The following is a 22612-nucleotide window of genomic DNA, read 5'->3' on the forward strand; positions in this document are numbered from 1 at the left end:
AAGCACTTGCATCACGAAAATGGAATAGGTACTAAGCGCACCTCTTCGATATGGTCCCTTCGTCTATCGGTTAGGACGTCAGATTTTCATTCTGAAAAGAGCGGTTCGATTCCGCTAGGGACTGCCATCGAATCGATGAATAAAATCTTACAATTCAGCATATTCTTTTTTTGATAGGGCGTTATATCCGCCTTATCCACAGAAATTATCAAACTGATAGCGCTCACAAGGTATCGCCTTGTCACCTTTGCACTCGCTATAAGCGATTTTTTATCTTAAAATACGCAACCGATGCGAATGTCGGCGCTTTTTCTCTCCCAAATTGCGATATCCGTGTTATGATAAAAAATGTCACTTGAGAGATCCTGGCGGCGTGGTGAGGATAGATGAGCGTGTTTGATTATAATGATAAAAACGAAGCCGAAGACGTAGTAGAGATTTCCGGGCATGTGAAATGGTTCGATGGCGCTAAGGGCTATGGCTTTATCGTTCCTGAAGATTCGACTCTGACCAGTATGCGCGATGTGCTGCTGCATATTTCCAGTTTGCGTGACATTGGCCGCGACACGGCTCTCGAAGGGGCGCGAATTTCGTGCCGGATCGCCAAGCGGGCCAAGGGCTGGCAGGTCATTGAAATCAGTCATCTCGAAGCCTCGGGACATGCAGCGCCTGCGCCGCGACCAGAAATGCCCGTGCGCTCTTCGCGTCTTACGAATGAAACCGTGCGCGTCGGCGATCTGGAAGCCGCCACCATCAAATGGTTCAACCGCACCAAGGGATATGGCTTCGTGGTGCGCGGCAATGATCCCACCGACATTTTCATCCATATCGAAACCCTGCGCCGGTATGGCTTGGAAGACGTGCAGCAGGGCGATGTGATCATGGTGCGTTTTGGCGAAGGCCCCAAGGGTCTGGTGGTCACCGAGGTGCAGCCGAAGGCGCTGGTCTGAAGCTTATCGCGTTGATGATATTGCAAAACAACGGGCGGCTTCATGTCGCCCGTTTTTGTATTTACAGCCATATCAGCCTTATCCACGCGTTTTTTGACCGGCTTCCCCGGCGAGGCTGCAAAATACATCTTTTCGCAAAGTTCGGGCTTGCGGAGGCCAATCTAAAATGGCATGAAGCGCGCCTCTCAAGGCTTCGGACGTTGTCTGACGCTTTGCTGACGGGGTGTAGCGCAGCCTGGTAGCGCAGCTGTTTTGGGTACAGCAGGTCGAAGGTTCAAATCCTTTCGCCCCGACCACGGCCCAAAAGCCGGGGGAGAGTTGAAATAAGTCGGGGCGTAGCGCAGCCTGGTAGCGCGCCTGCTTCGGGAGCAGGAGGCCGGAGGTTCGAATCCTCTCGCCCCGACCATTTAAAAAGGCCGAGCCCTTCAGGGCTTGGCCTTTTTAAATGGTGGGTGAGCAGGTGAGAACCTCCCGGTTCGAAACGAGCACCTTTGCGATAGCAAAGGTCGAGTTCGGCGGAGCGTAGCGCAGCCAATCCTCTCGTGCACATTTTATGCGGCTTCACCTGATGCGGCCCTTCAGGGCTTGGCCTTTTTAAATGGTATGGTGAGCAGGTGAGAACCTCCCGGTTCGAAACGAGCACCTTTGCGTTAGCAAAGGTCGAGTTCGGCGCAGCGAAGCGCAGCCAATCCTCTCCGCACATTTATGCGGTTTCACAAAACCCGTGCATTTTATCTGACGATCATTGCAAACCGCGTCGTCTTTGTAGTAACAGGGCAGGGAAGGTGCGGCGCGGAATCGCCCGCTTCACAAGGAGACGATGATGTTTGCGCGCATTTTCAAACCGGCGAAAACCGCCATGCAGTCGGGCCGTGCCAAGACGCAAGACTGGGTGCTGGAATTTGAACCGCGTTCGGCGCGTACACCTGACCCGCTGATGGGTTGGACATCTTCGGCCGACACCGATGCGCAGGTGCGCCTGACCTTTGAGAGCAAGGATCAGGCGATGGCTTTTGCCGAACATCATGGTATTCCTTTCCGCCTGATCGAGCCGGAATTACCGCCGAAAATTATCAAGACCTATGCCGATAATTTCGCCTATGGCCGCAGGCAGTCCTGGACGCACTAGAGCATCATGCCAAAAAGTGGATGCCACTTTTTGGAAAAACATGATGCGTAAGCAAAGACTTAGAGCGAGATGACGAGTCTATCTAAAGTCATCTTGCTCTAGAGCATCATGCCAAAAAGTGGATGCCACTTTTTGGAAAAACATGATGCGTAAGCAAAGACTTAGAGCGAGATGACGAATCTATCTAAAGTCATTTGCTCTAAGCGCAGATAGGCTCCGTAGCTCAACTGGATAGAGCATCCGCCTTCTAAGCGGACGGTTACAGGTTCGAGCCCTGTCGGAGTCACCACTTGGCCTTTTATGTTGCCTGATGACCTTCCACCACGGGGGTGTCGAGGCCAACCTGTCCCCATTCTGCCCACGAACCATCATAAAGCCGGGCGGTCCGGCCGATCTCGAAGAGGGCCATGCTTAAAATGGCGGCGGTGACGCCCGAACCGCAGCTTGTGATGATATTGGCCTTATCCGGCACGCCTGAATCTTTAAGAATAGTGCGGATTTCATCATCCGACTTGAGGGCTCCATCGCTGATCATCAGTCCGAAAGGCAGGTTGCAACTACCTGGCATATGGCCTGAGCGCAGGCCGGGACGCGGTTCTGCCGCCAGACCGTCAAAGCGCGGCTTCGGGCGGGCATCCAGGAGGGCCGTGCCGGGGGCATTCAGTTTGGACTTCACAGTTTCCACATCAATAACCCATTGCGGCTGAAATTGCGGACGATAGGTTGTGGGCTGAACTTCAGGCGTTCCATGATCGAGCGGCAGACCGGCGGCCTGCCAGGCCGGTAAACCACCGCGCAAGACCTGCACATTTTCATGTCCCATCAAACGAAATGTCCACCAGACGCGCGCGGCGGAAAAAAGCCCCTGCCGGTCATAGATAACGACCTGATCCTCAGCCGCAATACCCATAGCGCTGACAGCCGCGGCGAAAGCCTCCGGCGAGGGGGCCATATGCGGTAAAGGCGTTGTGTGATCGCTGATCGCCTCAAGATCGAAAAACTGCGCGCCCGGCAGATGGGAGGCTTCGTAGAGCGCGCGCATATCTGTGCCGTCCAGCGCCCAACTGCCGTCAATCACCTTGACAGCACCCTTATCCATCAAGGCTTTCAGTGTCAGAACATCCATCTGGCTGGTCATCCTTCGTCTCCACGATTTTGGTAGGCATCCAGGGCGCGCTGCCGGGCGAAGGCGTGCTCAATAACAGGTGAGCGTTTGGGGTTGGCATTCGGCACACCGGCCTTGTCGGCTTTGACATACTTGTCCGATTGCGTTTCATCGCCGTCAAGGTAGCGCGCGCGATAATGACCATGCGGATCGAATTTCGCGGCCTGACTGATCGGGTTGAAAACGCGAAAATAGGGCGCGGCGTCGGCACCACAACCGGCCACCCATTGCCAGCTTGCCGGATTATTGGCCGGATCAGCATCGAGCAGGCAGTCCCAGAACCATTGTTCGCCGCGTCGCCAGTCGATCAGCAGATGCTTGACGAGGAAGGAGGCCGCGATCATGCGCACCCGATTATGCATATAGCCGGTGCGCCAAAGCTCTTTCATGCCGGCATCGACGAGATCATAACCGGTTTCGCCACGGCACCATGCGCGAAAGGCAGGATCGTTATCGCGCCACGGAAAATCATTAAAGTCCTCACGGAAATTGACGTCGTGCAGACGCGGCTGCTGGTGCAGCAGATTGTAGGAAAAGTCCCGCCAGGCCAGTTCGGCGCGAAATTTGGCGGCATCGGCAGCCAGATCGGGCTGGGCCGCAACGTGCTTGTCCAGTTCAAACAGAATTCGGCGCGGGCTGATTTCACCGAATCGCAGATGGGGTGACAAATGCGATGTCACATCGAGATCAGGCCGGTCACGATGACCGGCATAACCAGGCAAGTCATGGCGCAGGAAATGGCGAAGCGCCTTGCGCGCACCGCGTTCGCCGGGCGTAAAGCGGGCAAATCCCGCCGACCAGTCCCGTCCCGAAGGCGGCAGGCGCGGGCGCAGACCGAGATCGTCGATAGTCAGTGAATCCGGCCATATATCGGGGAGCGGCCAGTGATCGGAGAGAGCGGGTGGCATCATGGCAATGCGATCATGCCCTTGCGCCTGTAGAGCTTTAAAAAAGGGAGTAAAGACCCGAAATGGCGTGCCGCCTTGCGTTTTTAATGCGCAAGGCAGGGTTAAAAGGGTGCTGTTATGGCGCTCCATACACACCTTGATGGCCGCGAGCTCGTCGATAATCCGTAGATCATTTTCTTCGCTTCTTGGATCAAAAGTATGCGAACAAATTACAGATTTAACTGAATAAGTTTGACATAGATAAGGCAGGAGAATGGTGGCGCTTCCTTCGAGAACGATCAATCTTGACGAAAGCCCGCGCAGTTCCTCATCCAGTACATGAAGAGATTTATCGAGCCACCACCGCGATGCGGCCCCGCCGGAGCGGGTTTCAAGGTCGTCATCATGGATATAGACGGGCAGAATCGGCACTCGCAGGGCCAGCGCCGAAGCAACGGCTGAATTATCCTGAAGGCGAAGATCGCGGCGAAACCATAGGATGACGGGGGCTGGCATAATGACCTATATCCAGAGACGTTGATTAAAAACCCTTGCCTGTCCGGCGGCACTTCGGCACAAAGGCTTAGCATGAAAGTCGCAAATCGAACCCCCTTAAGCTGCTGTATTATCGCCAGGAATGAAGGCGACCGCATCGGTGATTGCCTGCGCGCTATAGAAGGCCTCGTCGATGAGGTGGTGGTGGTGGACAGCGGCTCGACCGACGACACCGTGGCCGTGGCTGAAAAGCTGGGCGCGCGCGTCGTCTATCATGCATGGCCGGGATACGGGCCGCAAAAGCGTTTTAGTGAAGAGTGCGCCAAACATGACTGGGTGCTCAATCTCGATGCTGATGAGGTGGTTACGTCAGACCTCTATCAGGAGATCAAAACCCTGATGTCGGCTGAGCCTGCGCTCAAAGCCTATCGTTTTCGCATCCGTAATGTTTATCCGGGCAAGGCGCATCCGCGCTGGCTGGCCGATTATCATAACTATGTCCGGCTCTATGACCGGCGCGTGGTGCGATTTCATGAAAGCCAGGTGCATGATACAGTCGAAACGGGCAAGGAAAGGGTTGGCCAGCTCAAGGGCGCGGTCATGCACTTTTCGGCGCGCTCCTATGCCCATATCCGCGCCAAGCTCGATTCCTATACCAATTTGCAGGCGAAGGTTTTAAGCAAGCCGGCCTGGTCGATCTGGTTGCGCCTGCCTTTTGAGTATCCGATGGTATTCCTGCGTTATTTTCTGATGCGCTGCCATTTTACCGGTGGCTGGGACGGCATCTATTCCAGCCATCTGGCAGCCGAGGCGCGCGTCAAAAGGCTATTTAAGATTCTCGATGCGCAAAAGGCGGCGAAGACAGCAGGATGAGCGAACACGACGTCAGTTTCTGGCAAAATATAGCCTGGCGGCTGGAAGCGGCGGCCTATGACGCCTTTGTCGGCTTCATGCGCCTGCTGCCGCTCGATTTCGCGTCGGATGTTGGCGGCTGGCTGTTGCGCGTTCTGGGGCCGCTTGTTCCGATCCAGCGCACGGTGAGCCGCAATCTCGATCTGGCCTTTCCAGAAAAAGACGCCGAATGGAAGGCCCGCATATCACGTGAGCAATGGGATAATCTCGGCCGCACCTTCGCCGAATTCGCCCAGATGGATCGCATCACCATCGAAAGCGGACGGGTCGTCGTCGATCATATGGAACGCTTGACCGACATTGCTGCGGCGGGCAAGCCGGTCGTTCTGATTTCTGGCCATTTCGCCAATTTCGAGGTCATGGCGGCGGTCATTGTAGCGGCAGGCATTCCCTGCCAGGTCACATATCGCGCCGCCAATAATCCCTATATCGACGAGCGTATCCGCGCTGGCCGTCAGCGTTATGGCGTGCAGCTTTTTGCGCCCAAGGGCGGCGATGGCGCCAAGGAACTGATGATCGGCATGGCGCGCGGCGAATCGGTGGCGCTGCTTAATGATCAGAAGTTCAACCGCGGCATTGCGACGCCCTTTTTCAGCCATCCGGTCGATACGGCACCGGGGCCAACCCGACTGGCCCTGCGTTTCAACACCATCTTGCAGCCCCTGACGGTGGAGCGCCTGCACAAGGCGCGCTTCCGCGTGGTCGCGCATCCGCCGATTTCGGTGGTACAGGCCGCCAGCCGCGCCGAGGCCATCGAAGCGACGGTATGCAATATCAGCCGTTTCATTGAAGGCGTTGTGCGCGAACGGCCACAGGAATGGTTTTGGGTGCATAAGCGCTGGCCGAACGAATTGTACAGGCGCAAGAGCACATGAACCCATTCTGGTCACGCCTGTCGCACCGTCGCCGCCTGCTGACCCTTATGGGTATCGGGCTGCTGCTGTTTCTGGGGATGGCCTTCATTTACCTGCAAAATGATATTCATCGTAATTATCTCGATCCACAGATTCCGTTCCAGATCTATTCACCGCCGCCCGAACCGATATATACCAAGGCCGAAGGCTGGTATCTGAATCCGGCCATTGCCCGCTATTATGCCGATCCGCGCAAGGTGGACGTTTTTTTTATTCACGGCACCAGTTATGATGGTGGTGAAGCCTGGTTGGGTGACCCAAGACGCAACGCGATCCAAGCTGAGGTGCAGCGTGTGCAACTCCCGAACTATGCCGCCCCCTTTTCCGTCATGGGCAATGTCTATGCGCCGAAATATCGTCAGGCCAGCCTGTATAGCCAGTTGACCCTGCGTGAAGATGCGCGCGAGGCGAGACAGTTTGCCTATCGTGATGTGGCCACGGCTTTTGCGCAATTTCTGAAAACAAGGCGCGGCGGACGTGGAATCGTCATTGTTGGTCTTGAACAGGGCGGATTGCTGGCCGAGCGACTGGTGCGTGACGTGGTGGCACCTGATCCCTCATTGAGGGCGCAACTGGTCGCGGCCTATTTCCTAGAAACCTCCGCGCCCGAAAGTCAGTTCGGCCTTGCAGGCTCCGTGATGCCGGCCTGCGCGTCGCGGGAGCAGACAGGATGTATCGTCAGCTATATCAGCGTCGATTCCAATCGACCGGACATGGCGCTGCAAATGCTGCAAAAGGCCGTTTATTGGCAGGGCGATTCGCTGGCGCCGCTCGGCTCGCAAAAAGCCGTGTGCGTCAATCCGATTCTGGGCATGGCCACCAGCCAGGCGGCGGACGCCAAACAATCGCTTGGCGCTACCAATGCCACGGGGTTGGAATGGGGCACCGATCCGGCCCTGATTGCCCACAAGGTAGCCGCCCATTGCCTGGGCGGCTTGCTGTTCGTCGATAAGCCGCAATCGCCGTCATTCAAAAATACCGGTAATTGGGAAGATCGTCGAAAAGTAAATCATTACAATTTATTTTATGGCGATCTTCAGGCCGATATTCAGGCGCGCTGGCAGCTTTTTCAGGCCACCCCGCCAGCGGGCTAGAGCAACGAGCGTTTAATTTGACTTACAAATTGAATGCGAGATGCGGAAAAACGTAAAATGTAGAGTGGGTTGCATTCCTTTGACCGATTCCATCAGAATGCAAACCGCTCTAATCCTGCTTGTCCGATATATCGGCGCGCCAGTCGAACAGTTGTCGCAATACCTCCAGAGCCGCCAGACGCGGCGCGGGCAGAGCCTGGCCTTGTTGCAAAATATAGACGGCTTCGCGCGCGGCCATAGCGATCAGGTCGGTGTGGGCAATGGGATCGACAAAACGATAGTCAGGAAAACCCGATTGCCGGGCACCCAGAATATCGCCTTCGCCGCGCAGTTTCCAGTCCATCTCGGCGATACGAAAGCCATCTTCGGTGTCACGCAACAGTTCGAGGCGCGCGCGCGCCGTCTTGGACAGCGGTGTATCATAAAGCAGGATACAGGCGCTTTTGTCGCGGCCACGCCCAACCCGACCGCGTAACTGGTGCAATTGCGCCAGCCCAAACCGCTCGGCCTGTTCGATGATGATGATTGAGGCCGAGGGCACGTCGATCCCGACTTCCACCACAGTCGTGGCGCAGAGCAGTTTCACCTCGCCGGCGGCGAAGCGGGTGATGATCGCGTCCTTGTCTTCCGATGCCATGCGCCCGTGAACAAGCCCGATCTCAAAGCCCAGTGCTTCTTGCAGTTCGCGGTGGCGCGCCTCGACCGCAATCAGGTCGGATTCGGCGGTTTCTTCCACCAACGGGCAGATCCAGTAGGCTTGCGAGCCTTCGCTGATCGCCGTATTCAATCGCGCCATCACATCGGTCAGGCGTTGCCGCGGCACAACCGCCGTCAGAATCGGTTGGCGGCCCGCTGGCTTTTCATCGAGAATGCTGAGATCGGCCTCGCCATATTGCGTCAGGGCCAGTGTGCGCGGAATAGGCGTGGCCGACATCGACAAGTAATGTACCGAATCACCTTTGGAAAAGAGGCGCTGGCGCTGGCTGACGCCGAATCGGTGCTGCTCGTCGATAACCGCCAGTTGCAGGGCTTTGAAATCGACGCCCTCCTGAAAAACGGCATGGGTGCCAAACACGATCATAGCCATGCCATTCGCAACGGCGGTGCGTTTATCTTCACGCACGCGGCCCTTGTCGCGGCCTGTCATAAGACATGAAGAAATGCCAAGAGGTTGCAGAACAGGCTGACATTTTTCATAATGCTGGCGCGCCAGAATTTCGGTCGGCGCCATCATGACGCTTTGCTGGCCGCTTTCGGCGGCATCGATCATGGCCAGCAGGGCCACCAGGGTTTTTCCAGCGCCAACATCCCCCTGCACCAGCCGGTTCATGCGCTGGCCGGAGCGCAGGTCAGCGCGAATATCGGCTAATGCACGCACCTGCGCTCCGGTCAGGGCGAAGGGCAGGGTGGTCACGGCGCGGTCGGCCCAGAGGTGCTGGTCAATGACGCGGGCTGGCATGGCCTGACGGTGCTGCTTGCGCGCCTTGAGGGCCAACTGGTGCGCCAGCGCTTCATCATAGGCGAGGCGACGACGCGGCGGGCTTTCGGGGGTCAGGCTGACTTCGCTATCGGGTTGGTGCGCCGCTTGAAGCGATTGTTTAAAAGACGGCCATAAGCGCTTTTCTAAAATAGATTGATCCTGCCATTCAGGCAGGTCAGGCAGGGCCGACAGAGCGCTTTGCGTCAATTTGCGAATCTGGCGCGACGACAGGTCAAGCGTGGCCGGATAGACGGGTTCACAGGCCGGTATATCTTCGGCATGGGTCCGATCCACAATATAGTCAGGGTGCGCCATCTGGAACTGGCCATTGAACGATTCGAGCTTGCCGCTGATCAACCGCACAGCCCCCACCGGATGCTGCGTTTCAAAACCACGGATACGATGGAAATAGACGAGGGTGAGGCGACGGCCGCCACCATCCTCGGTTTCGATGCGTTGGGGCCCCTTTGGCGACATGGGTGGGTAGCCGCTGATCGTGACCTCGACGGTTAGCACCTCGCCCGGTCGCGCCAGATTCAGCGCCACAAGCGGACGTTTGATGATGCCCGAAGGCAGGAAGAAGGCGAGATCGCGCACAAACGGGCCGATATGCTGGCTCAGGCTCGGCGCGATTTTCGGCCCCACGCCCTTCAGGCTGGTCACGGGAGCATAGTAGGGATACAAAATTTCTGGCCGCATGGGCTTATCAAGCATCAAAATTGCTTTATGAGAAGCCCTTGATTTGTTCGGTAAAGGCCTTAGCTATGACCCCATCGGAAGCGCGCGATGCCCGCCTGAAGAAACTGTCTTTTCGTGCCTGGCGGCGCGGCTTCAAGGAGGCCGACATTATTCTGGGACATTATTCCGATGATCGGCTGGCCAGCATGAGCGATGCGCAGCTTGATATTTTTGAAGTTCTGCTCGAAGTGCCTGATCAGGATCTATACGGCTGGATTATCGAACGTGAACCCACTCCCTCAGAATTTCAATCCGAAATTATGATAGAACTCAATAACTATTATAAAACAGCTTATAAAAAACTTTAAATAAATCCATGTCCGCCTTGCCTGATCTTATCCGCTATGAAGGCCCGCTCATTCTCAGTGGCTGTCCTGAAGGTTATGAATGCCTGATCGCCGCCGATCTGGCGAAAAGCGCAGGGCTCAGCCTGTTTGTGGCGCGCGATTTCAGCCGCATGAATGCGGTGGCCGAGGCACTTAAATTCTTCGCACCCCAGCTCGAAACCCTGCTGCTGCCGGCCTGGGACTGCCTGCCTTACGACCGGATGAGTCCGACGCCGGGGGTTGTTGCGCAGCGCATGTACGCCTTGTCAAAACTGTCGCAATGGCGCGACAAGGCCCCGGATGCGCCGGTTCTGGTGCTGACCACGGCCTCGGCCATGACGCAGAAGGTGCCGCCACGGGCTATTATTGACGAAGGGCGCCTAAGCCTGCGCCCCGGTCAGACGCTCGATCTGGCCGGACTGGAAGCCTATTTCCTGCGCAATGGCTATGTCCGCGTCTCCACCGTGTCGGAACGCGGCGAATTTGCCGTGCGCGGCGGCCTGCTCGATGTCTTTTCGCCGAGCCATGACGAACCGATGCGCCTCGATTTCTTCGGCGACAGCCTCGAATCGATCCGCAGCTTCGATACGGAAACGCAGCGTTCGCTCAGTCAGGTCAAGAGCCTCGATTTTACCGCCGTTTCCGAAATTCATCTTGATGAAGCCGGTATCAGCCGTTTCCGCCAGCATTATCTGGAAGCGTTCGGCGCGGCAGGTGACGATCCGCTCTATGCGGCGCTTTCGGCGGGCATTCGCCGTCAGGGCGTCGAGCATCTGCTGCCGTTATTTTACGATGGCCTCGACAGCGTATTCGATTATCTGGTACCGCACACGCTCATCATGCTCGATGCCCTGACCGATAATGCGGTGGCCGAACGTCAGGCGACGATCCGTGACGCCTATGAATTGCGCCGCGACGCCGCCGAAAAGCGTTACCGCGCCCTGCCGCCCGAACGGCTTTATCTTGACGAGGAGAACTGGGCACGCACGCTTTCCGCCATGCGGGTACGGCGCTTTGAGCCGTTCGCACACGATAATGGCGTCGATCTCGGTGGTCGGCCGGGACGCAATTTTGCCGAGGCGCGCAAACTCGATTCGACCAATCTGTTCGCCGCCGTCACCGACCATGCCAAGGCATTGGCCAAACAGGGCAAGCGCGTCCTGTTCGCTTCGTGGACCGAAGGCTCATCCGACCGTCTGGGGCAGATGCTGGCCGATCACGGGCTGGAGGGGATGCGGCTGGCCAAGGACTGGGCCGATGCGCAAAATTTTGGTGTGGCGGGCACGAAGGTCAAGCCGATCCAGCGCGCTGTGCTGCCGCTCGATCATGGCTTCGAAACGGAATCTCTGGCAGTCATTTCCGAAACCGATATTTTAGGTGATCGTTTAGCGCGTCCGCGTAAACGGCGCAGAGCCAACAATTTTCTGGCGGAAGCTTCGGCCCTGTCGCCCGGCGATCTGGTCGTGCATATCGAACACGGCATCGGCCGCTATGAAGGCCTGAAAACGCTCGATGTGGCAGGCGCGCCGCATGATTGCCTCGATCTGCAATATGCCAATGACGCCAAGCTCTACCTGCCGGTCGAGAATATCGACCTGCTGACGCGCTATGGTGCCGACAGCGATAGTGCGCAACTCGACAGGCTGGGTTCCGCCAGTTGGCAGGCGCGTAAATCGCGCGCCAAGGAACGCCTGCGCGAAATGGCCGATGGCCTGATCCAGTTGGCGGCGGCGCGCGCCATGCGTCAGGGCACGCAGATTGATCCACCATCCGGCCTTTATGACGAATTCTGCGCCCAGTTTCCCTACGAGGAAACCGACGACCAGTTGAATGCTATTGCGGACGTGCTGGAAGATCTCGGCAAGGGCCAGCCGATGGATCGCCTGATCTGCGGCGATGTCGGCTTCGGCAAGACCGAGGTGGCGCTGCGGGCCGCCTTTGTGGTGGCCATGTCGGGCCAGCAGGTGGCGATTGTCTGCCCGACGACCCTGCTGGCGCGTCAGCATTTCAAGACCTTCAGCCAGCGTTTTCAGGGCTGGCCGATCCGGGTGCGGCAATTATCACGGCTGGTCGGTCGCAAGGACGCCGATGAAACGCGCGCCGGTCTGAAGAGCGGCGAGATCGAAGTGGTGATCGGCACGCACGCCCTGCTGTCCGAACAGGTGGGCTTCCGGGATCTCGGTCTGGTCATCGTCGATGAAGAGCAACATTTCGGCGTCAAACATAAGGAAAAGCTCAAAACCTTCCGTGCCGATGTCCATATGCTTGCATTATCTGCAACACCCATCCCTCGAACGTTGCAAATGGCGCTATCAGGTATCCGCGATATGTCGATCATCGCCACCCCGCCGGTGGACCGGATCGCGGTGCGCACCTATGTGTTGCCGTATGATCCGGTGGCCTTGCGCGAAGCCCTGCTGCGCGAAAAATATCGTGGCGGTCAGGCCTATTATGTGGTGCCGCGCGTCAGCGATCTGGCCGATGTCGCCGACTTTTTGCGCCAGCAGGTGCCGGAAATTCGTTTCGTGACCGGTCACGGCCAGTTATCGCCAACCGCACTGGAAGACGTGATGAACGCCTTCTACGAAGGCGAATATGATGTGCTGCTGTCCACCACGATCGTTGAATCGGGGCTGGATGTGCCGACGGCCAATACGCTGATCGTGCATCGCGCTGATATGTTTGGGCTGGCGCAGCTTTATCAGATCCGTGGCCGGGTAGGGCGCGCCAAGACCCGCGCCTTCGCCTATCTGACGACACCGGCGCACAAGACCTTGAGTATCGCCTCAGAAAAGCGCCTTAAAGTACTGCAATCGCTTGATAATCTGGGCGCTGGCTTCCAGCTTGCCAGCCATGACCTTGATATACGCGGTGGCGGCAATCTGCTTGGCCACGAACAATCGGGCCATATCCGCGAAATCGGCGTGGAGTTGTATCAGCAGATGCTGGAAGACGCCGTGGCGGAATTGCGCGAGAAGAGCGATCTCAGCCTGACCGATGCGCGCTCGTGGTCGCCGCAAATCAATACAGGCGCGGCGGTGATGATTCCCGAAAGCTACATCCCCGATCTCAATATCCGGCTTGCCCTTTACCGTCGGGTGTCCGAGGCCGAAAAACTGGCCGACCGCGAAGCGCTGGCTTCGGAACTGATCGACCGCTTCGGGCCCATCCCGCCGGAAGCCGAGCAATTGCTGAAGGTGGTCGGTATCAAGGGCCTGTGCCGCGAAGCCAATGCGTCCAAGCTCGACGTCGGGCCGAAAGGCGCGGTGGTCAGCTTTCGCAATGACAGCTTCGCCAATCCGATGGGGCTGGTGCGCTTCATCCCGACACGGCCCGACTGGAAGCTGCGCCCTGACCAGAAGCTGATGGTGCGCGGTGACTGGCCCGACGCCACGCAAAGACTGGCGGCGGCTGAGCGCATCATGAAAGAACTGGCCCGACTGGCGGCGGAAGCCTAGAGCAACGAGCGTTTAATTTGACTTACAGATTGAATGCGAGATGCGGAAAAACGTAAAATGGAGAGCGGGTTGCATTCCTTTGACCGATTCAATCAGAATGCAAACCGCTCTAAACCGCTTCGCGCGTTGTGTGGCCCACGGCGGCGGCGGCGCGGATCAGGGCCGCAGCCGCTGTTTCACCCGGTTCAAGCTCGGCGGCACCGACGATGAATTCGACGACGAAGGGCGGCTTGCCCTGACCGGAATCGAAGGCTGTGCAACTGACCACGGCTGAAATGCGTTCGCCAACGCTGCGCGCCTCGGCCAGCGTAGTGGCGGGCATGGCTAAGGCGAAGACATCATTCGACAACCGTCCGGCGGAGTCTTCGGCGCGCACCAGCCGACTGATCATCGAACCGATCTGCGGCACGGCGCGATCCAGCGCCTTACGGCTGCGGGCGCGTGTGATTTCGGGCGTATCGGCGATACGCAGCACGCAGATGCTCAGGCCCCTTTGACGCGCACGACATGCCTTCGTCAGCCGCGCCAGATGGGCGGCGAACAGATCGCGCCCGAACAGTCCCGTCCCTTCATCCATTTCAGGGCGGTGGCGCATCGCTTCCAGAGTCTTGCGGATGGTGGACTGGCGGCGGTGACCACTGGCCAGCCGCGTCAGACGGTCGGCGATTTCCACCACTGTAGCGCTCGGATTGGCAATATCATTGACGCCGCGCAAAAAAGCATCGCCCATATCCAGCTCGACCAGTCGATTCAGGCGCAGCAGAACCGGCGTATGATAGAGGCGCGTGTTACGGCGCATACCGGCGGCGATGGCCAGGGCTTCAGAGGGCTGCTCTCCACCCCACAACAGAACCGCATCGAAGTTTTTGTCATGCAGATAATCGAACGCGCTATAGCTCGACAGGGCCGCCACCACATCCACGCCCTGCGCCTTGAGCGCATGGCTCATGGCCAGAAATTCCGGATCAGGCTGGCCAACCGATAACAGACTGAGCGGCGGTTGCGCCTTCATTAAGGTGTCGAGATCCTGAAGGTCGGCAGCGAAGGTTTCGCAGCGGGTGACGTATTCTTCCTCGGCGATGCAGGCGCGCACGAGATGCTCGATACTGACGACGATCTGTTGCGGATGCGCCTCGCTGGTAAAGGCCATATCCCAGCCTGCGGGCACGGTATGGCGGGCATCGTTGCGCATCATGATGATGGCGATATGGCGCGGCGCGGCGGCGGCGCGCAGGCGTGCGGTGAGGTCGGGCCAGGCCTGCTGGCAGGTTTCATTGACCAGTACGGCTTCGATGGCCAGATCGCCAAGCGCCATGCACGCCGCTTCGGGTGTGCTGGCGCTGATCGTACGCAGGCCGAGTCTGTCGATGTCGTCGCTCAGGGCCTGCGACCAGCTATCCTCGCGGCTCAGGAGCAAAAGGCGGGCCGGAAATATCAAGACAAAAGCTCCTTGGCCGCGCGGACGGATCGGATGAAAATCGGGGTCATGGCATTGTCACTTTAGGTCGGCGAGGTAAAGAAGATTGTAACAGGCTGCGCTCAGGGCGCAAGCTGCACATCGAACACCCAGCCCTGGTCCCGGCTTTCGGTATTTACAAGCAAGAAATTGTTTTGATTACAAAAATGCGGAACGTCGATTTGCGCCATCGGATCGTCAGCCAGCAGGCGCACCCCCTGTTCCGACCGGATCAAGCTGAGCTGGCGGCGCAGGCGCAGGGTGGGCACCGGGCAGCGATGACCGCGCGCATCGACAAGAATCCAGTCGCAATCATCTTTATGGCTTTGAGTCGGGCTGGTGGTCATGCGGCGAATCCTGACATAAGACTTGCCTGTTGAGGAGCCAGAAAATTGCGGACAGCACAGGCGATTTTTATTCTGAAAAAATGGCTACCCGGGCTTGTATTGGCCCTGACGCCGCTGACGGCTTTTCCGCACGCCGCCCTGGCGCAAACGGCGCTTCCGGCAAGCGTCGCGCCCGACCTGTATGCGCGCATCCAGGTAGCGGGATTTTCAAAGCCCATTGATCTGCATCGGTCGGGCAATTATGCGCGGCTGGATGTGCATGAAACCGCCGTGCCGCAAATCTATATTACTGACCGCGCCAAGGGCATATTGATCAGCCTGATTTCCGGTGGGCCAAATCCTGTGGCGCTCGTTTTTCCTTTTGACCGCGCAGAATCTATCGTGCCCTTGCCGCTCGATCTGGCGGTTCTGGCACGGCAGGCCCAACTCAAGGTGGTGGGGGCTTCGCTGGTCAATGGCCGTTCGTGCCGCCTGATACAGTTCAGTGCTTATCTGGGGCAGGCGGGCATGGTGTGCGTTGGGGCAGATAATATTATTTTGCAGATGACGCGCGAAGGCCATCGTGAGCCGCTGTTTGAAGTGGTCGATCTGGTCATGGGAGAACAGGACGCCAAGTGGTTTCGCGTACCGCCCAATTATAAACTGGCCGTGATGCCTGCCATTGGCGGCGCTTCGGCTGACAATGACGGAACGCAAGCGCCTGCGGACGGAAGCGCTGCCGCTCCGACCCGGCCCATCTTGCGCGGTGTTCAGCCTTAAGCGAACTTGCTACGGAATTTCAACGCCAGAAAATCGACAAGCATACGTACGCGTCGTGTAGGGCTGCTTCCTGGCGGCATCAGCAGATGTACCGGCGTAGTGCCCCAGTCGTAATCATTCAGAACGATTTCGGCCTCACCGGATTGCACAAACCTGCCGGTGATATAGATCGGCAACAGGGTCAGGCCAAGATCGGCGCGCACAGCCTCCATCAGCATAAAGGCGTTGTTGGAACGCATGTGCGGCCGGATGGCGATATGGTGTGTGGCTTCATGATCGCGGTAACGCCACAGATCCTGAGTATGGACGCTGTTATAGTGCAGGATGACATGCCCGCTCAGATCTTCCGGCGTCATGATGGGCGGATGTCCGGCCAGATAGGATGGACTGCCGACGATCACGCGCCGCGACTGGCAAAGCTGACGTGCAATCAGGCTGGAATCGGGCAGTTGGCCAATGCGCACGGCGAGATCATAGCCATCGCGGACCAGATCTGATTTTTCGTCGCTGAAATCAACACACAGCTCTATCTCCGGATAAAGACGGGCAAATTCGGCCAGGGCCGGCGTCAGATATTCGCTGCCGAAAAAGACCGGCCCGGTCAGGCGTATCTGGCCGGAAATATCGCTGGTGGAGCCCGATGCGTTTTCCGCCGCGCATTCCAACTGAGTCATGGCGATGCGAGCCTCGTCATAATAGGCCTGACCTGCCTCGGTCAGTTGCGCGCCACGCGATGATCTTTGCAGAAGCTGCACATTCAGCGTTTCTTCCAGACGCGCCACGCGCCGGGAAATCAGCGATTTGGACGAGTCCAGACGCTGCGCCGCTCTGGCGAAGCTGCCGGTTTCCGCCACCCGGAAAAAAGCGTGCAGGTCGTCGAAGTCGATGCGAACCTGTTCCATTTTGTGCAACACCATGATGTGGATTGTGGAGCTTCCTGAAACGACGGTATCCGACTATATGCGATCCTACAATATGGCGGGCGTATTTTCGCACAGGAGATAACCCATGTTTATGAAGGCTCAACCACAACTGCATAAGGGACAACGCATCCGGCAAATCGTGCGCGGTATTCCCTCCAGCGACAATGCCGGCACACATCTGCACCGCGTCATCGGCACCGAAGCGCTTGATCAGATCGACCCCTTTCTGTTGTTTGAGGATCTGCGTCCGGCCAAAGCACAGTCTGAACTGATCGAACATCCGCACGCTGGTTTCGAGATACTGACCCTGGTTGTGGATGGGGCGGTGGATCATTCAACAGCGGGCCAGACCGGCCGGATTGTCAAAGGTGGCGGACACTGGATCACAGCCGGGCGCGGCATCAGTCATGGTGTGCAGCCGGTGGGTGAGGGGGCGCGCGCCTTTCAGATCTGGCTCAATCTGCCTGCCGTTGAAGAGCGGCTGGAGCCGGTGGCGCGTGAGATCGCGCCGGCTGACATTCCGGCGGTGATCTTTGCCAAGGCCGAAGTGCGCGTGCTGGCCGGTCGTTTTCATGGCCTGATCGGGCCTGTCGCTTCAGCCCATACCCAGCCCTTCATCGCCGATATTGTCTTGGGTCATGAGGGCGAAATCAGTCTGCCTCTGCCGGAAGGACATCAGGGATTTATCTACGTCAGTGATGGCGGGGTGGCCGTCGAACAGTCCCTGATCAATGCGGGCCAGGCCGGCCTGATTGATGGCACCGCGGATGACGGGGCGAATCTCGTCAATCTGGTCGCCGGTCAGGACGGAGCGCGCCTGTTTGTGGCGACGGCCTTGCCTCTCAATACGCCTGTCGTGCGCTATGGCCCGTTTGTCATGGCCGATCACGAAGGCATCAAACAGACCTTCATCGATTATCAGAACGGCCTCTTTTGATAAGACTTGGCCGCGCCACCTCATCTCCTCTTGAGTGGCGCGGCGCCTTTTTATGATTTCGCAAGTTTCAACAGGTCGGCGGCATGGGCCCTGATCAGGGCTTGAGTCGAAGTATCGGTGTTGAACACGCTGTACCAGCCCTGCGGTTCGTGCGGCGGATCGCCGACATAGGCGGTTTCGCCGCGCAGCATGTGGTGATCGGCGTGCAGCGCCCGTCCGGCACCGCCCCAGGCCCAGAAGTTGGAACCGGCCACGGGCGTATCCTTGGTGATAGCCTCTTCGACGGCAGCATAGATCAGGCCGTAAAAACGATCCTTATAGGTGGTCGGCGTCCCCGGATCATAGGCGATATGGTCACGCGGAAAGCCAAATTCCTCAAAAACCAGTGGCTTACCAATCTGTCTGGCAATGCGAATATGGTCGTCGATATAGGTCTGAACCCTGGCTGCGCTGGCATCGAATGTACCGCCGAGATCATTTTTATCGACCCAGCCCCAGTTTTGCGGCCAGATATGCGCAGTTAGATAATCTATGTGTTCATGGGCTTTTATCAGCATATCTTCATGTAAATTTACACCCATCAGCCCTTCATGGCCCAGTGAGATCAGATGGTTCGGATCAAGGCTGCGGATCAGGGCGCAGCTATCGGCGATCCAGCCATAATAGGCGTCGGCATTGGCGAGCACGACCTTATCGCTGCCACCGGGGCGCGGCTCGTTGCATAGCTGCCAGGCCATGATCGTCGGATCCTGATTATAGGCTTTGCCGGTGATGGTATTGGCGCGGCTGACCAGCATCTTCACATAATCATCATAGGCCTGCTTAGCGGCACCGCTGGCATAAAACTGCGCGGAAAAATCTGCGAAATCTGGCCACGGATGGGCCGGATCATTGTTATTGATGTAATGGCCACCATTCGTCCAGTACTGGTAGGTGACCATGCCACCCGACCATTCCCAGAAATTGGTCAGGTACAGCACAGCCGTCATGTCGCGTTTGGCCATTTCGGCGAGCAGGAAATCAAGGCCGCTCAGCAGGTCTTCATTGTACTTGTCCGGGCCATAGGAAAATGCCGGATCGAGTGAATTGATCAGGGGTGATAACTCCGATGAGCCGAGCACGCGCAGATTAACGACGCCAAGCGCTTTCAGATCGTCCAGTTCACGAACCAGCCGGGCGCGGTTGCCAAAACTGGCGGCAGAACCGAGATAGGCACCGTACCAGATATTGGCCCCGACATAGCGATAGGTTTCGCCCTTGCGTTTGAAATGAATGCCATCGCGCGTAACGAAAGCGTTTGCAGGGGGCTGCGGGGAGGTGGTCGTTTGGGCGCGGGCCGCTATACCAAATGCCAGGGCGCCCAGGCCGGCCCCCATGATCATGCGACGCGAAATAAGGGACATATGGCTCTCTTCCTTCCTGCTGTGACTCTTTCATGAGTCATTTTCATGCAGATTAACCGAGGCGTTGCAATTAAGCAAAATTAAAATATGTATTCGGGAGGTATGACCGGGGAGGGCGCAGTTATGCCAGGACATACTGCGTGGGTATGGCCGGAATTTCAGGCATGATTCATCGAAATCAGCAGATGAAACAGCAGGATGCAGGAAAAATCTTAAGTAAAGGTTAGGCGTCCATATCGAATATATGGGTGCCGCGCACCAGCCGGATCAGGCCATTCATGCGCAGGTAAGGGCGCAGGCGCGATTCCGGCATCCGGCGCATCAGTTGCCATATCAGCCAGTTGGCGGGCAGGTTACGGCCCAGCTTGCCGCCTTCCTCGCCGACATAGCGTATATCGTCTATTTGCCAGCCCTGTTCGGCAAAGAAGCGTGGCCAATCCGCGGGCGCATCACCCGGATTGAAGCGGAAAGGTGCATGTTTGGCCAGTTGTTTCATGATTTTACCGCGCGCGGAGAGCGAGCGAAAAAATGCAGAATAATAGTCAGTAAGCCAATAGCTTACATGATCTTGTTCATGCAATTCATGCGCCAGGCTCGCTACCGCTTCATTGCTCAGATAGGGGATGACACCTTCGGTCAGAACCAGAATATTGCGTCCCGCGTCGTTCAAGGTGTGAAGCAGGGTTTGCCGTGCCGGATCATCGCTTAGATCGCAGGCGATGCGCTGCAATCGGCAGGCGGGTTGCTCATCGTGCAACACGTCATTCTTGTGAGCGATCATATGTTCGAAATCGACTTCGATCCACGGCAGATTTTTCGGCAAATCCAACCGGTAGGGCCGCGTGTCCAGCCCGGCGCCCAGATTGATGACGGCATCAACGCCGCCTTTTATCGCTTCAAGAATATATTGATCGAGGATGTGGGTGCGCAGGGCCATCGACCAGGTCATGGCACGCTTTATACCCATGTGACGGGCCAGTTTTGCACCGCGCTTGCCCACCAGTTTAGCGGCAAGCGGATCACGAAACAGCGCATCCTTGCGCAAACCTTCCTGCGCCCGATGCCACGCCACCCAAAAGGCTGTGTCGGATACGTGTTCGATCTGTTCGGTCATGGGCTGCAATCTGGATGGAAAGGTGGGCTGACTGGAAGACGGGGATGATTTTTAGCATCTGGTTGCTATTTCCGCACATCAAAATAGAGTCCAGTCCGGCTGCATATATATTTCGCCTAAGAAAGATTATGGGAAATATATGGGTGGATCGGCTTACAGCATTCTTATTCTGTCGTCGGCGCTTAGGCACATACCTCTTATGCGTCCTGGTTTAGGCTAACCATTGACAGCACGATCTTGTGCGCCATATATCTGTTCCGGGAATTTACGTCATGGCCCTCTCAAGCGTCCATTTTGAGCCGACCACACAAGATTTTGGCAAGCTGACAATTCGCGCCGTGCGGACTCCGGTGTCTATTCATCTGCTTATAGGTCTGGCATTCGTGCTGGCTTTTCTCGCAGCCTTAAGCGGCCTTTATCTGATCGATCAGGCCGTTTTCCACTCGGCTTCCGGCGTCGCATCTGCACAAAACACGGCCTATAATGGTGCCTTGATCGACTATGACTGAGGCAGCGTTTTAAAGCTGAAGGCGCACTTCCATCTGGTCGTAGGCCGGCACAATTCGGGGTGGTAACTGCGTACGCAAGGCTTCATAATCCATATCCTGATGCAAATTGGTCAGGATGGTGAGTTCGGGCCTCAGGCGCTCAGCCCATTGCAAGGCTTTTTCAAGATGGGCGTGGGTTGGGTGCGGCTTGATCCGCAAGGCATCGACGATCCACACTTTCAAACCGCTGAGCGCGGCGAAACTGTCTTCGGGAATATCCGAAACATCGCTCGAATAGGCGATTGGTCCAAAACGATACCCCACCGAGCGGATCGGGCCATGCGCCTGATCGAAGGTGACCGCCGGCAATACACCCCCCTCGCCCGCTAACCCCCATTTCGTGCCGTGCGCCGGGATGATGTGAGGCGCGCATATAGGCGGATAACCAAATTTTCCCTCGAAAATATAGCCAAAGCGCGATGTCAGAGTGGCGTGGGTGGCCACATCCATATAGCCATCGATAACCCCCTCGCGGCCGAACGTGTAGGCGCGCATATCGTCAATACCGTGCGTCTGGTCGGCATGATCGTGCGTCCATAAAACCGCATCGAGATGACGGACGCCCGCCCGGATCATTTGTTCGCGGAATTCCGGCGATGTATCGACCACCACGGATGTCAGCTTATCCGGCGTGTTCTCTTCATGCAAACCAAGCCATAGCGAGCAGCGTGTACGGCGATTTTTTGGATTGTGCGGGTCGCAAGCCCCCCAGTAACCGTCGATGCGCGGCACACCGGTCGAGCAACCCGAACCGAGGATCCTGAGATGCAGATTTTGGCTCATGAGCGGGGTATCCTGTCGAACAGGCTGAAAAAGGCGTCGTCATTACGCGCAATTGTCTCATCCAGCGTCCAGCCACGAATTTGCGCCAGCTTTTCATAGACATGCACGACGAAAGCCGGTTCATTACGCCGCCCGCGCATCGGAATGGGTGCCAGATAAGGACAATCGGTTTCGGCGATGATCCGGTCAGCCGGCATGTCGCGGATGACGGCGCGCACATCTTCGGCGGCCTTGAAGCTGGCTATGCCCGACACAGAAAACCACGCCCCTATTTCGGCGCATTGCCGCGCCAGTTCCGGGCCGCTCGTATAGCAATGCAGCAGCAGCTTGAACGGGCTGTTGGCGTGTTCCTCCGCCAGGATATGTCCCATCACCGCGTCGGCTTCGCGGGTGTGCACGACCAAAGGCAGACCGCTTTCGCGCGCAGCAGCGATATGGGTGCGAAAAACCTGCGCCTGAACATCGCGCGGGCTGAAATCATAATGAAAATCAAGGCCGCACTCACCGATCCCGACCACTTTCGGCTTTTCGGCCAGGTCAAGAAGCGTGCGCACATCGAGATCGGGGTTTTCACGCGCCTCGTGCGGGTGCGTGCCCGCCGTGGCCCAGATGTCGTCATGATCGCTGGCCACCTGATAGACGGCGTCGAAATTCGACACCTTGTCGCAGATATTGATCATCAGCCGCACACCCGCCGCGCGTGCCCGCGCAATCACCTCCGCCCGGTCGTCATCATATTGTGGGGCGTGCAGATTGACATGAGAATCAATATATTGACGTTCAGACATGGAAGC

General features: G+C 57.4%; 20 protein-coding genes and 4 tRNA genes. 14 read left to right on the forward strand and 10 right to left on the reverse strand.

The window, feature by feature from the left end:
• The first annotated feature begins 52 nt into the window (after window positions 1–52).
• The 6 genes from QB905_RS03880 (at window position 53) to QB905_RS03905 (ending at window position 2368) form a co-directional block, all read left to right on the forward strand.
• Window positions 53–127 (forward strand) — tRNA-Glu (locus tag QB905_RS03880).
• A gap of 259 nt (window positions 128–386) precedes the next feature.
• Window positions 387–950: a cold-shock protein gene (locus QB905_RS03885; RefSeq protein ID WP_282973248.1), complete on the forward strand. Its 564-nt coding sequence runs from the start codon at window positions 387–389 to the stop codon at window positions 948–950.
• A gap of 219 nt (window positions 951–1169) precedes the next feature.
• Window positions 1170–1246, forward strand: a tRNA-Pro gene (locus QB905_RS03890).
• Window positions 1247–1279: 33 nt separating this feature from the next.
• Window positions 1280–1356, forward strand: a tRNA-Pro gene (locus QB905_RS03895).
• Window positions 1357–1773: 417 nt separating this feature from the next.
• Window positions 1774–2079 (forward strand): ETC complex I subunit, encoded by a 306-nt coding sequence (locus tag QB905_RS03900; protein WP_282973249.1) that lies wholly within the window; start codon window positions 1774–1776, stop codon window positions 2077–2079.
• Window positions 2080–2291: 212 nt separating this feature from the next.
• Window positions 2292–2368, forward strand: a tRNA-Arg gene (locus tag QB905_RS03905).
• A gap of 9 nt (window positions 2369–2377) precedes the next feature.
• On the opposite strand, the gene sseA is transcribed toward QB905_RS03905, so the two are convergent.
• Together sseA and QB905_RS03915 are read right to left on the reverse strand one after the other, a co-directional pair.
• Window positions 2378–3217, reverse strand: coding sequence for a 3-mercaptopyruvate sulfurtransferase (sseA, locus tag QB905_RS03910; protein WP_282973250.1), 840 nt, complete (start codon window positions 3215–3217; stop codon window positions 2378–2380).
• Entirely contained in the window at window positions 3214–4647 is a 1434-nt protein-coding gene (locus QB905_RS03915) for a cryptochrome/photolyase family protein (protein WP_282973251.1), read from the reverse strand. Before QB905_RS03915 ends, sseA begins: the two co-directional genes overlap by 4 nt.
• Before the next feature lie 72 nt (window positions 4648–4719).
• On the opposite strand from QB905_RS03915, the gene QB905_RS03920 reads away from it, so the two are divergent.
• The 3 genes from QB905_RS03920 to QB905_RS03930 are packed head-to-tail and all read left to right on the forward strand — an operon-like array spanning window position 4720 to window position 7546.
• Window positions 4720–5499: a glycosyltransferase family 2 protein gene (locus QB905_RS03920; RefSeq protein WP_282973252.1), complete on the forward strand. Its 780-nt coding sequence runs from the start codon at window positions 4720–4722 to the stop codon at window positions 5497–5499.
• Window positions 5496–6413, forward strand: coding sequence for a lysophospholipid acyltransferase family protein (locus QB905_RS03925; protein WP_282973253.1), 918 nt, complete (start codon window positions 5496–5498; stop codon window positions 6411–6413). Before QB905_RS03920 ends, QB905_RS03925 begins: the two co-directional genes overlap by 4 nt.
• Entirely contained in the window at window positions 6410–7546 is a 1137-nt protein-coding gene (locus QB905_RS03930; protein ID WP_282973254.1) for a DUF3089 domain-containing protein, read from the forward strand. Before QB905_RS03925 ends, QB905_RS03930 begins: the two co-directional genes overlap by 4 nt.
• Before the next feature lie 109 nt (window positions 7547–7655).
• Here the strand turns inward: QB905_RS03930 and recG are convergent, their stop codons facing one another.
• A complete protein-coding gene (gene recG / locus QB905_RS03935) occupies window positions 7656–9725 on the reverse strand; it encodes an ATP-dependent DNA helicase RecG (RefSeq protein ID WP_282973255.1) in 2070 nt (689 codons plus the stop codon).
• Between the two features lie 65 nt (window positions 9726–9790).
• On the opposite strand from recG, the gene QB905_RS03940 reads away from it, so the two are divergent.
• Window positions 9791–10072, forward strand: coding sequence for an FAD assembly factor SdhE (locus QB905_RS03940; protein WP_282973256.1), 282 nt, complete (start codon window positions 9791–9793; stop codon window positions 10070–10072).
• An 8-nt stretch (window positions 10073–10080) separates the two neighbouring features.
• A complete protein-coding gene (mfd, locus tag QB905_RS03945) occupies window positions 10081–13548 on the forward strand; it encodes a transcription-repair coupling factor (RefSeq protein ID WP_282973257.1) in 3468 nt (1155 codons plus the stop codon).
• A gap of 109 nt (window positions 13549–13657) precedes the next feature.
• On the opposite strand, the gene QB905_RS03950 is transcribed toward mfd, so the two are convergent.
• Complete coding sequence (locus QB905_RS03950; RefSeq protein ID WP_282973258.1) at window positions 13658–14986, reverse strand: GGDEF domain-containing protein; 1329 nt, start codon at window positions 14984–14986, stop codon at window positions 13658–13660.
• Between the two features lie 101 nt (window positions 14987–15087).
• The gene (locus tag QB905_RS03955) at window positions 15088–15351 is read right to left on the reverse strand and encodes a sulfurtransferase TusA family protein (protein WP_282973259.1); all 264 of its coding nucleotides are present in this window, start codon (window positions 15349–15351) and stop codon (window positions 15088–15090) included.
• Window positions 15352–15450: 99 nt separating this feature from the next.
• On the opposite strand from QB905_RS03955, the gene QB905_RS03960 reads away from it, so the two are divergent.
• On the forward strand, window positions 15451–16110 hold the full coding sequence (locus QB905_RS03960) for a hypothetical protein (RefSeq protein WP_282973260.1): 660 nt from the start codon (window positions 15451–15453) through the stop codon (window positions 16108–16110).
• On the opposite strand, the gene QB905_RS03965 is transcribed toward QB905_RS03960, so the two are convergent.
• Window positions 16107–17012 (reverse strand): LysR family transcriptional regulator, encoded by a 906-nt coding sequence (locus tag QB905_RS03965; protein ID WP_282973261.1) that lies wholly within the window; start codon window positions 17010–17012, stop codon window positions 16107–16109. The two genes, QB905_RS03960 and QB905_RS03965, sit on opposite strands and share 4 nt — an antisense overlap.
• Before the next feature lie 106 nt (window positions 17013–17118).
• Between QB905_RS03965 and QB905_RS03970 the strand changes: the two genes are divergently transcribed.
• Window positions 17119–17970: a pirin family protein gene (locus QB905_RS03970; protein WP_282973262.1), complete on the forward strand. Its 852-nt coding sequence runs from the start codon at window positions 17119–17121 to the stop codon at window positions 17968–17970.
• 50 nt (window positions 17971–18020) lie between these two features.
• Here the strand turns inward: QB905_RS03970 and QB905_RS03975 are convergent, their stop codons facing one another.
• Both QB905_RS03975 and QB905_RS03980 read right to left on the reverse strand, forming a co-directional pair.
• Complete coding sequence (locus tag QB905_RS03975) at window positions 18021–19373, reverse strand: glycoside hydrolase 5 family protein (RefSeq protein WP_282973263.1); 1353 nt, start codon at window positions 19371–19373, stop codon at window positions 18021–18023.
• Between the two features lie 223 nt (window positions 19374–19596).
• Entirely contained in the window at window positions 19597–20487 is an 891-nt protein-coding gene (locus QB905_RS03980; protein WP_282973264.1) for a class I SAM-dependent methyltransferase, read from the reverse strand.
• A gap of 272 nt (window positions 20488–20759) precedes the next feature.
• On the opposite strand from QB905_RS03980, the gene QB905_RS03985 reads away from it, so the two are divergent.
• A complete protein-coding gene (locus QB905_RS03985) occupies window positions 20760–20996 on the forward strand; it encodes a hypothetical protein (protein WP_282973265.1) in 237 nt (78 codons plus the stop codon).
• A gap of 9 nt (window positions 20997–21005) precedes the next feature.
• Here the strand turns inward: QB905_RS03985 and QB905_RS03990 are convergent, their stop codons facing one another.
• Window positions 21006–21818, reverse strand: coding sequence for an MBL fold metallo-hydrolase (locus QB905_RS03990; protein WP_282973266.1), 813 nt, complete (start codon window positions 21816–21818; stop codon window positions 21006–21008).
• Window positions 21815–22606, reverse strand: coding sequence for a TatD family hydrolase (locus QB905_RS03995; RefSeq protein ID WP_282973267.1), 792 nt, complete (start codon window positions 22604–22606; stop codon window positions 21815–21817). Before QB905_RS03995 ends, QB905_RS03990 begins: the two co-directional genes overlap by 4 nt.
• Window positions 22607–22612 lie beyond the last annotated feature (6 nt).

Source organism: Asticcacaulis sp. EMRT-3, assembly GCF_030027245.1.
In the GTDB taxonomy this organism is placed as follows: Bacteria; Pseudomonadota; Alphaproteobacteria; order Caulobacterales; family Caulobacteraceae; genus Asticcacaulis.

Bases quoted from the DNA above. Each gene is read 5' to 3' on its own strand.
- QB905_RS03885 (WP_282973248.1), top strand. From the start codon at position 387: ATGAGCGTGTTTGATTATAATGATAAAAACGAAGCCGAAGACGTAGTA.
- QB905_RS03900 (WP_282973249.1), top strand. From the start codon at position 1,774: ATGTTTGCGCGCATTTTCAAACCGGCGAAAACCGCCATGCAGTCGGGC.
- sseA (WP_282973250.1), bottom strand. From the start codon at position 3,217: ATGACCAGCCAGATGGATGTTCTGACACTGAAAGCCTTGATGGATAAG.
- QB905_RS03915 (WP_282973251.1), bottom strand. From the start codon at position 4,647: ATGCCAGCCCCCGTCATCCTATGGTTTCGCCGCGATCTTCGCCTTCAG.
- QB905_RS03920 (WP_282973252.1), top strand. From the start codon at position 4,720: ATGAAAGTCGCAAATCGAACCCCCTTAAGCTGCTGTATTATCGCCAGG.
- QB905_RS03925 (WP_282973253.1), top strand. From the start codon at position 5,496: ATGAGCGAACACGACGTCAGTTTCTGGCAAAATATAGCCTGGCGGCTG.
- QB905_RS03930 (WP_282973254.1), top strand. From the start codon at position 6,410: ATGAACCCATTCTGGTCACGCCTGTCGCACCGTCGCCGCCTGCTGACC.
- recG (WP_282973255.1), bottom strand. From the start codon at position 9,725: ATGCGGCCAGAAATTTTGTATCCCTACTATGCTCCCGTGACCAGCCTG.
- QB905_RS03940 (WP_282973256.1), top strand. From the start codon at position 9,791: ATGACCCCATCGGAAGCGCGCGATGCCCGCCTGAAGAAACTGTCTTTT.
- mfd (WP_282973257.1), top strand. From the start codon at position 10,081: ATGTCCGCCTTGCCTGATCTTATCCGCTATGAAGGCCCGCTCATTCTC.
- QB905_RS03955 (WP_282973259.1), bottom strand. From the start codon at position 15,351: ATGACCACCAGCCCGACTCAAAGCCATAAAGATGATTGCGACTGGATT.
- QB905_RS03965 (WP_282973261.1), bottom strand. From the start codon at position 17,012: ATGGAACAGGTTCGCATCGACTTCGACGACCTGCACGCTTTTTTCCGG.
- QB905_RS03970 (WP_282973262.1), top strand. From the start codon at position 17,119: ATGTTTATGAAGGCTCAACCACAACTGCATAAGGGACAACGCATCCGG.
- QB905_RS03975 (WP_282973263.1), bottom strand. From the start codon at position 19,373: ATGTCCCTTATTTCGCGTCGCATGATCATGGGGGCCGGCCTGGGCGCC.
- QB905_RS03980 (WP_282973264.1), bottom strand. From the start codon at position 20,487: ATGACCGAACAGATCGAACACGTATCCGACACAGCCTTTTGGGTGGCG.
- QB905_RS03985 (WP_282973265.1), top strand. From the start codon at position 20,760: ATGGCCCTCTCAAGCGTCCATTTTGAGCCGACCACACAAGATTTTGGC.
- QB905_RS03990 (WP_282973266.1), bottom strand. From the start codon at position 21,818: ATGAGCCAAAATCTGCATCTCAGGATCCTCGGTTCGGGTTGCTCGACC.
- QB905_RS03995 (WP_282973267.1), bottom strand. From the start codon at position 22,606: ATGTCTGAACGTCAATATATTGATTCTCATGTCAATCTGCACGCCCCA.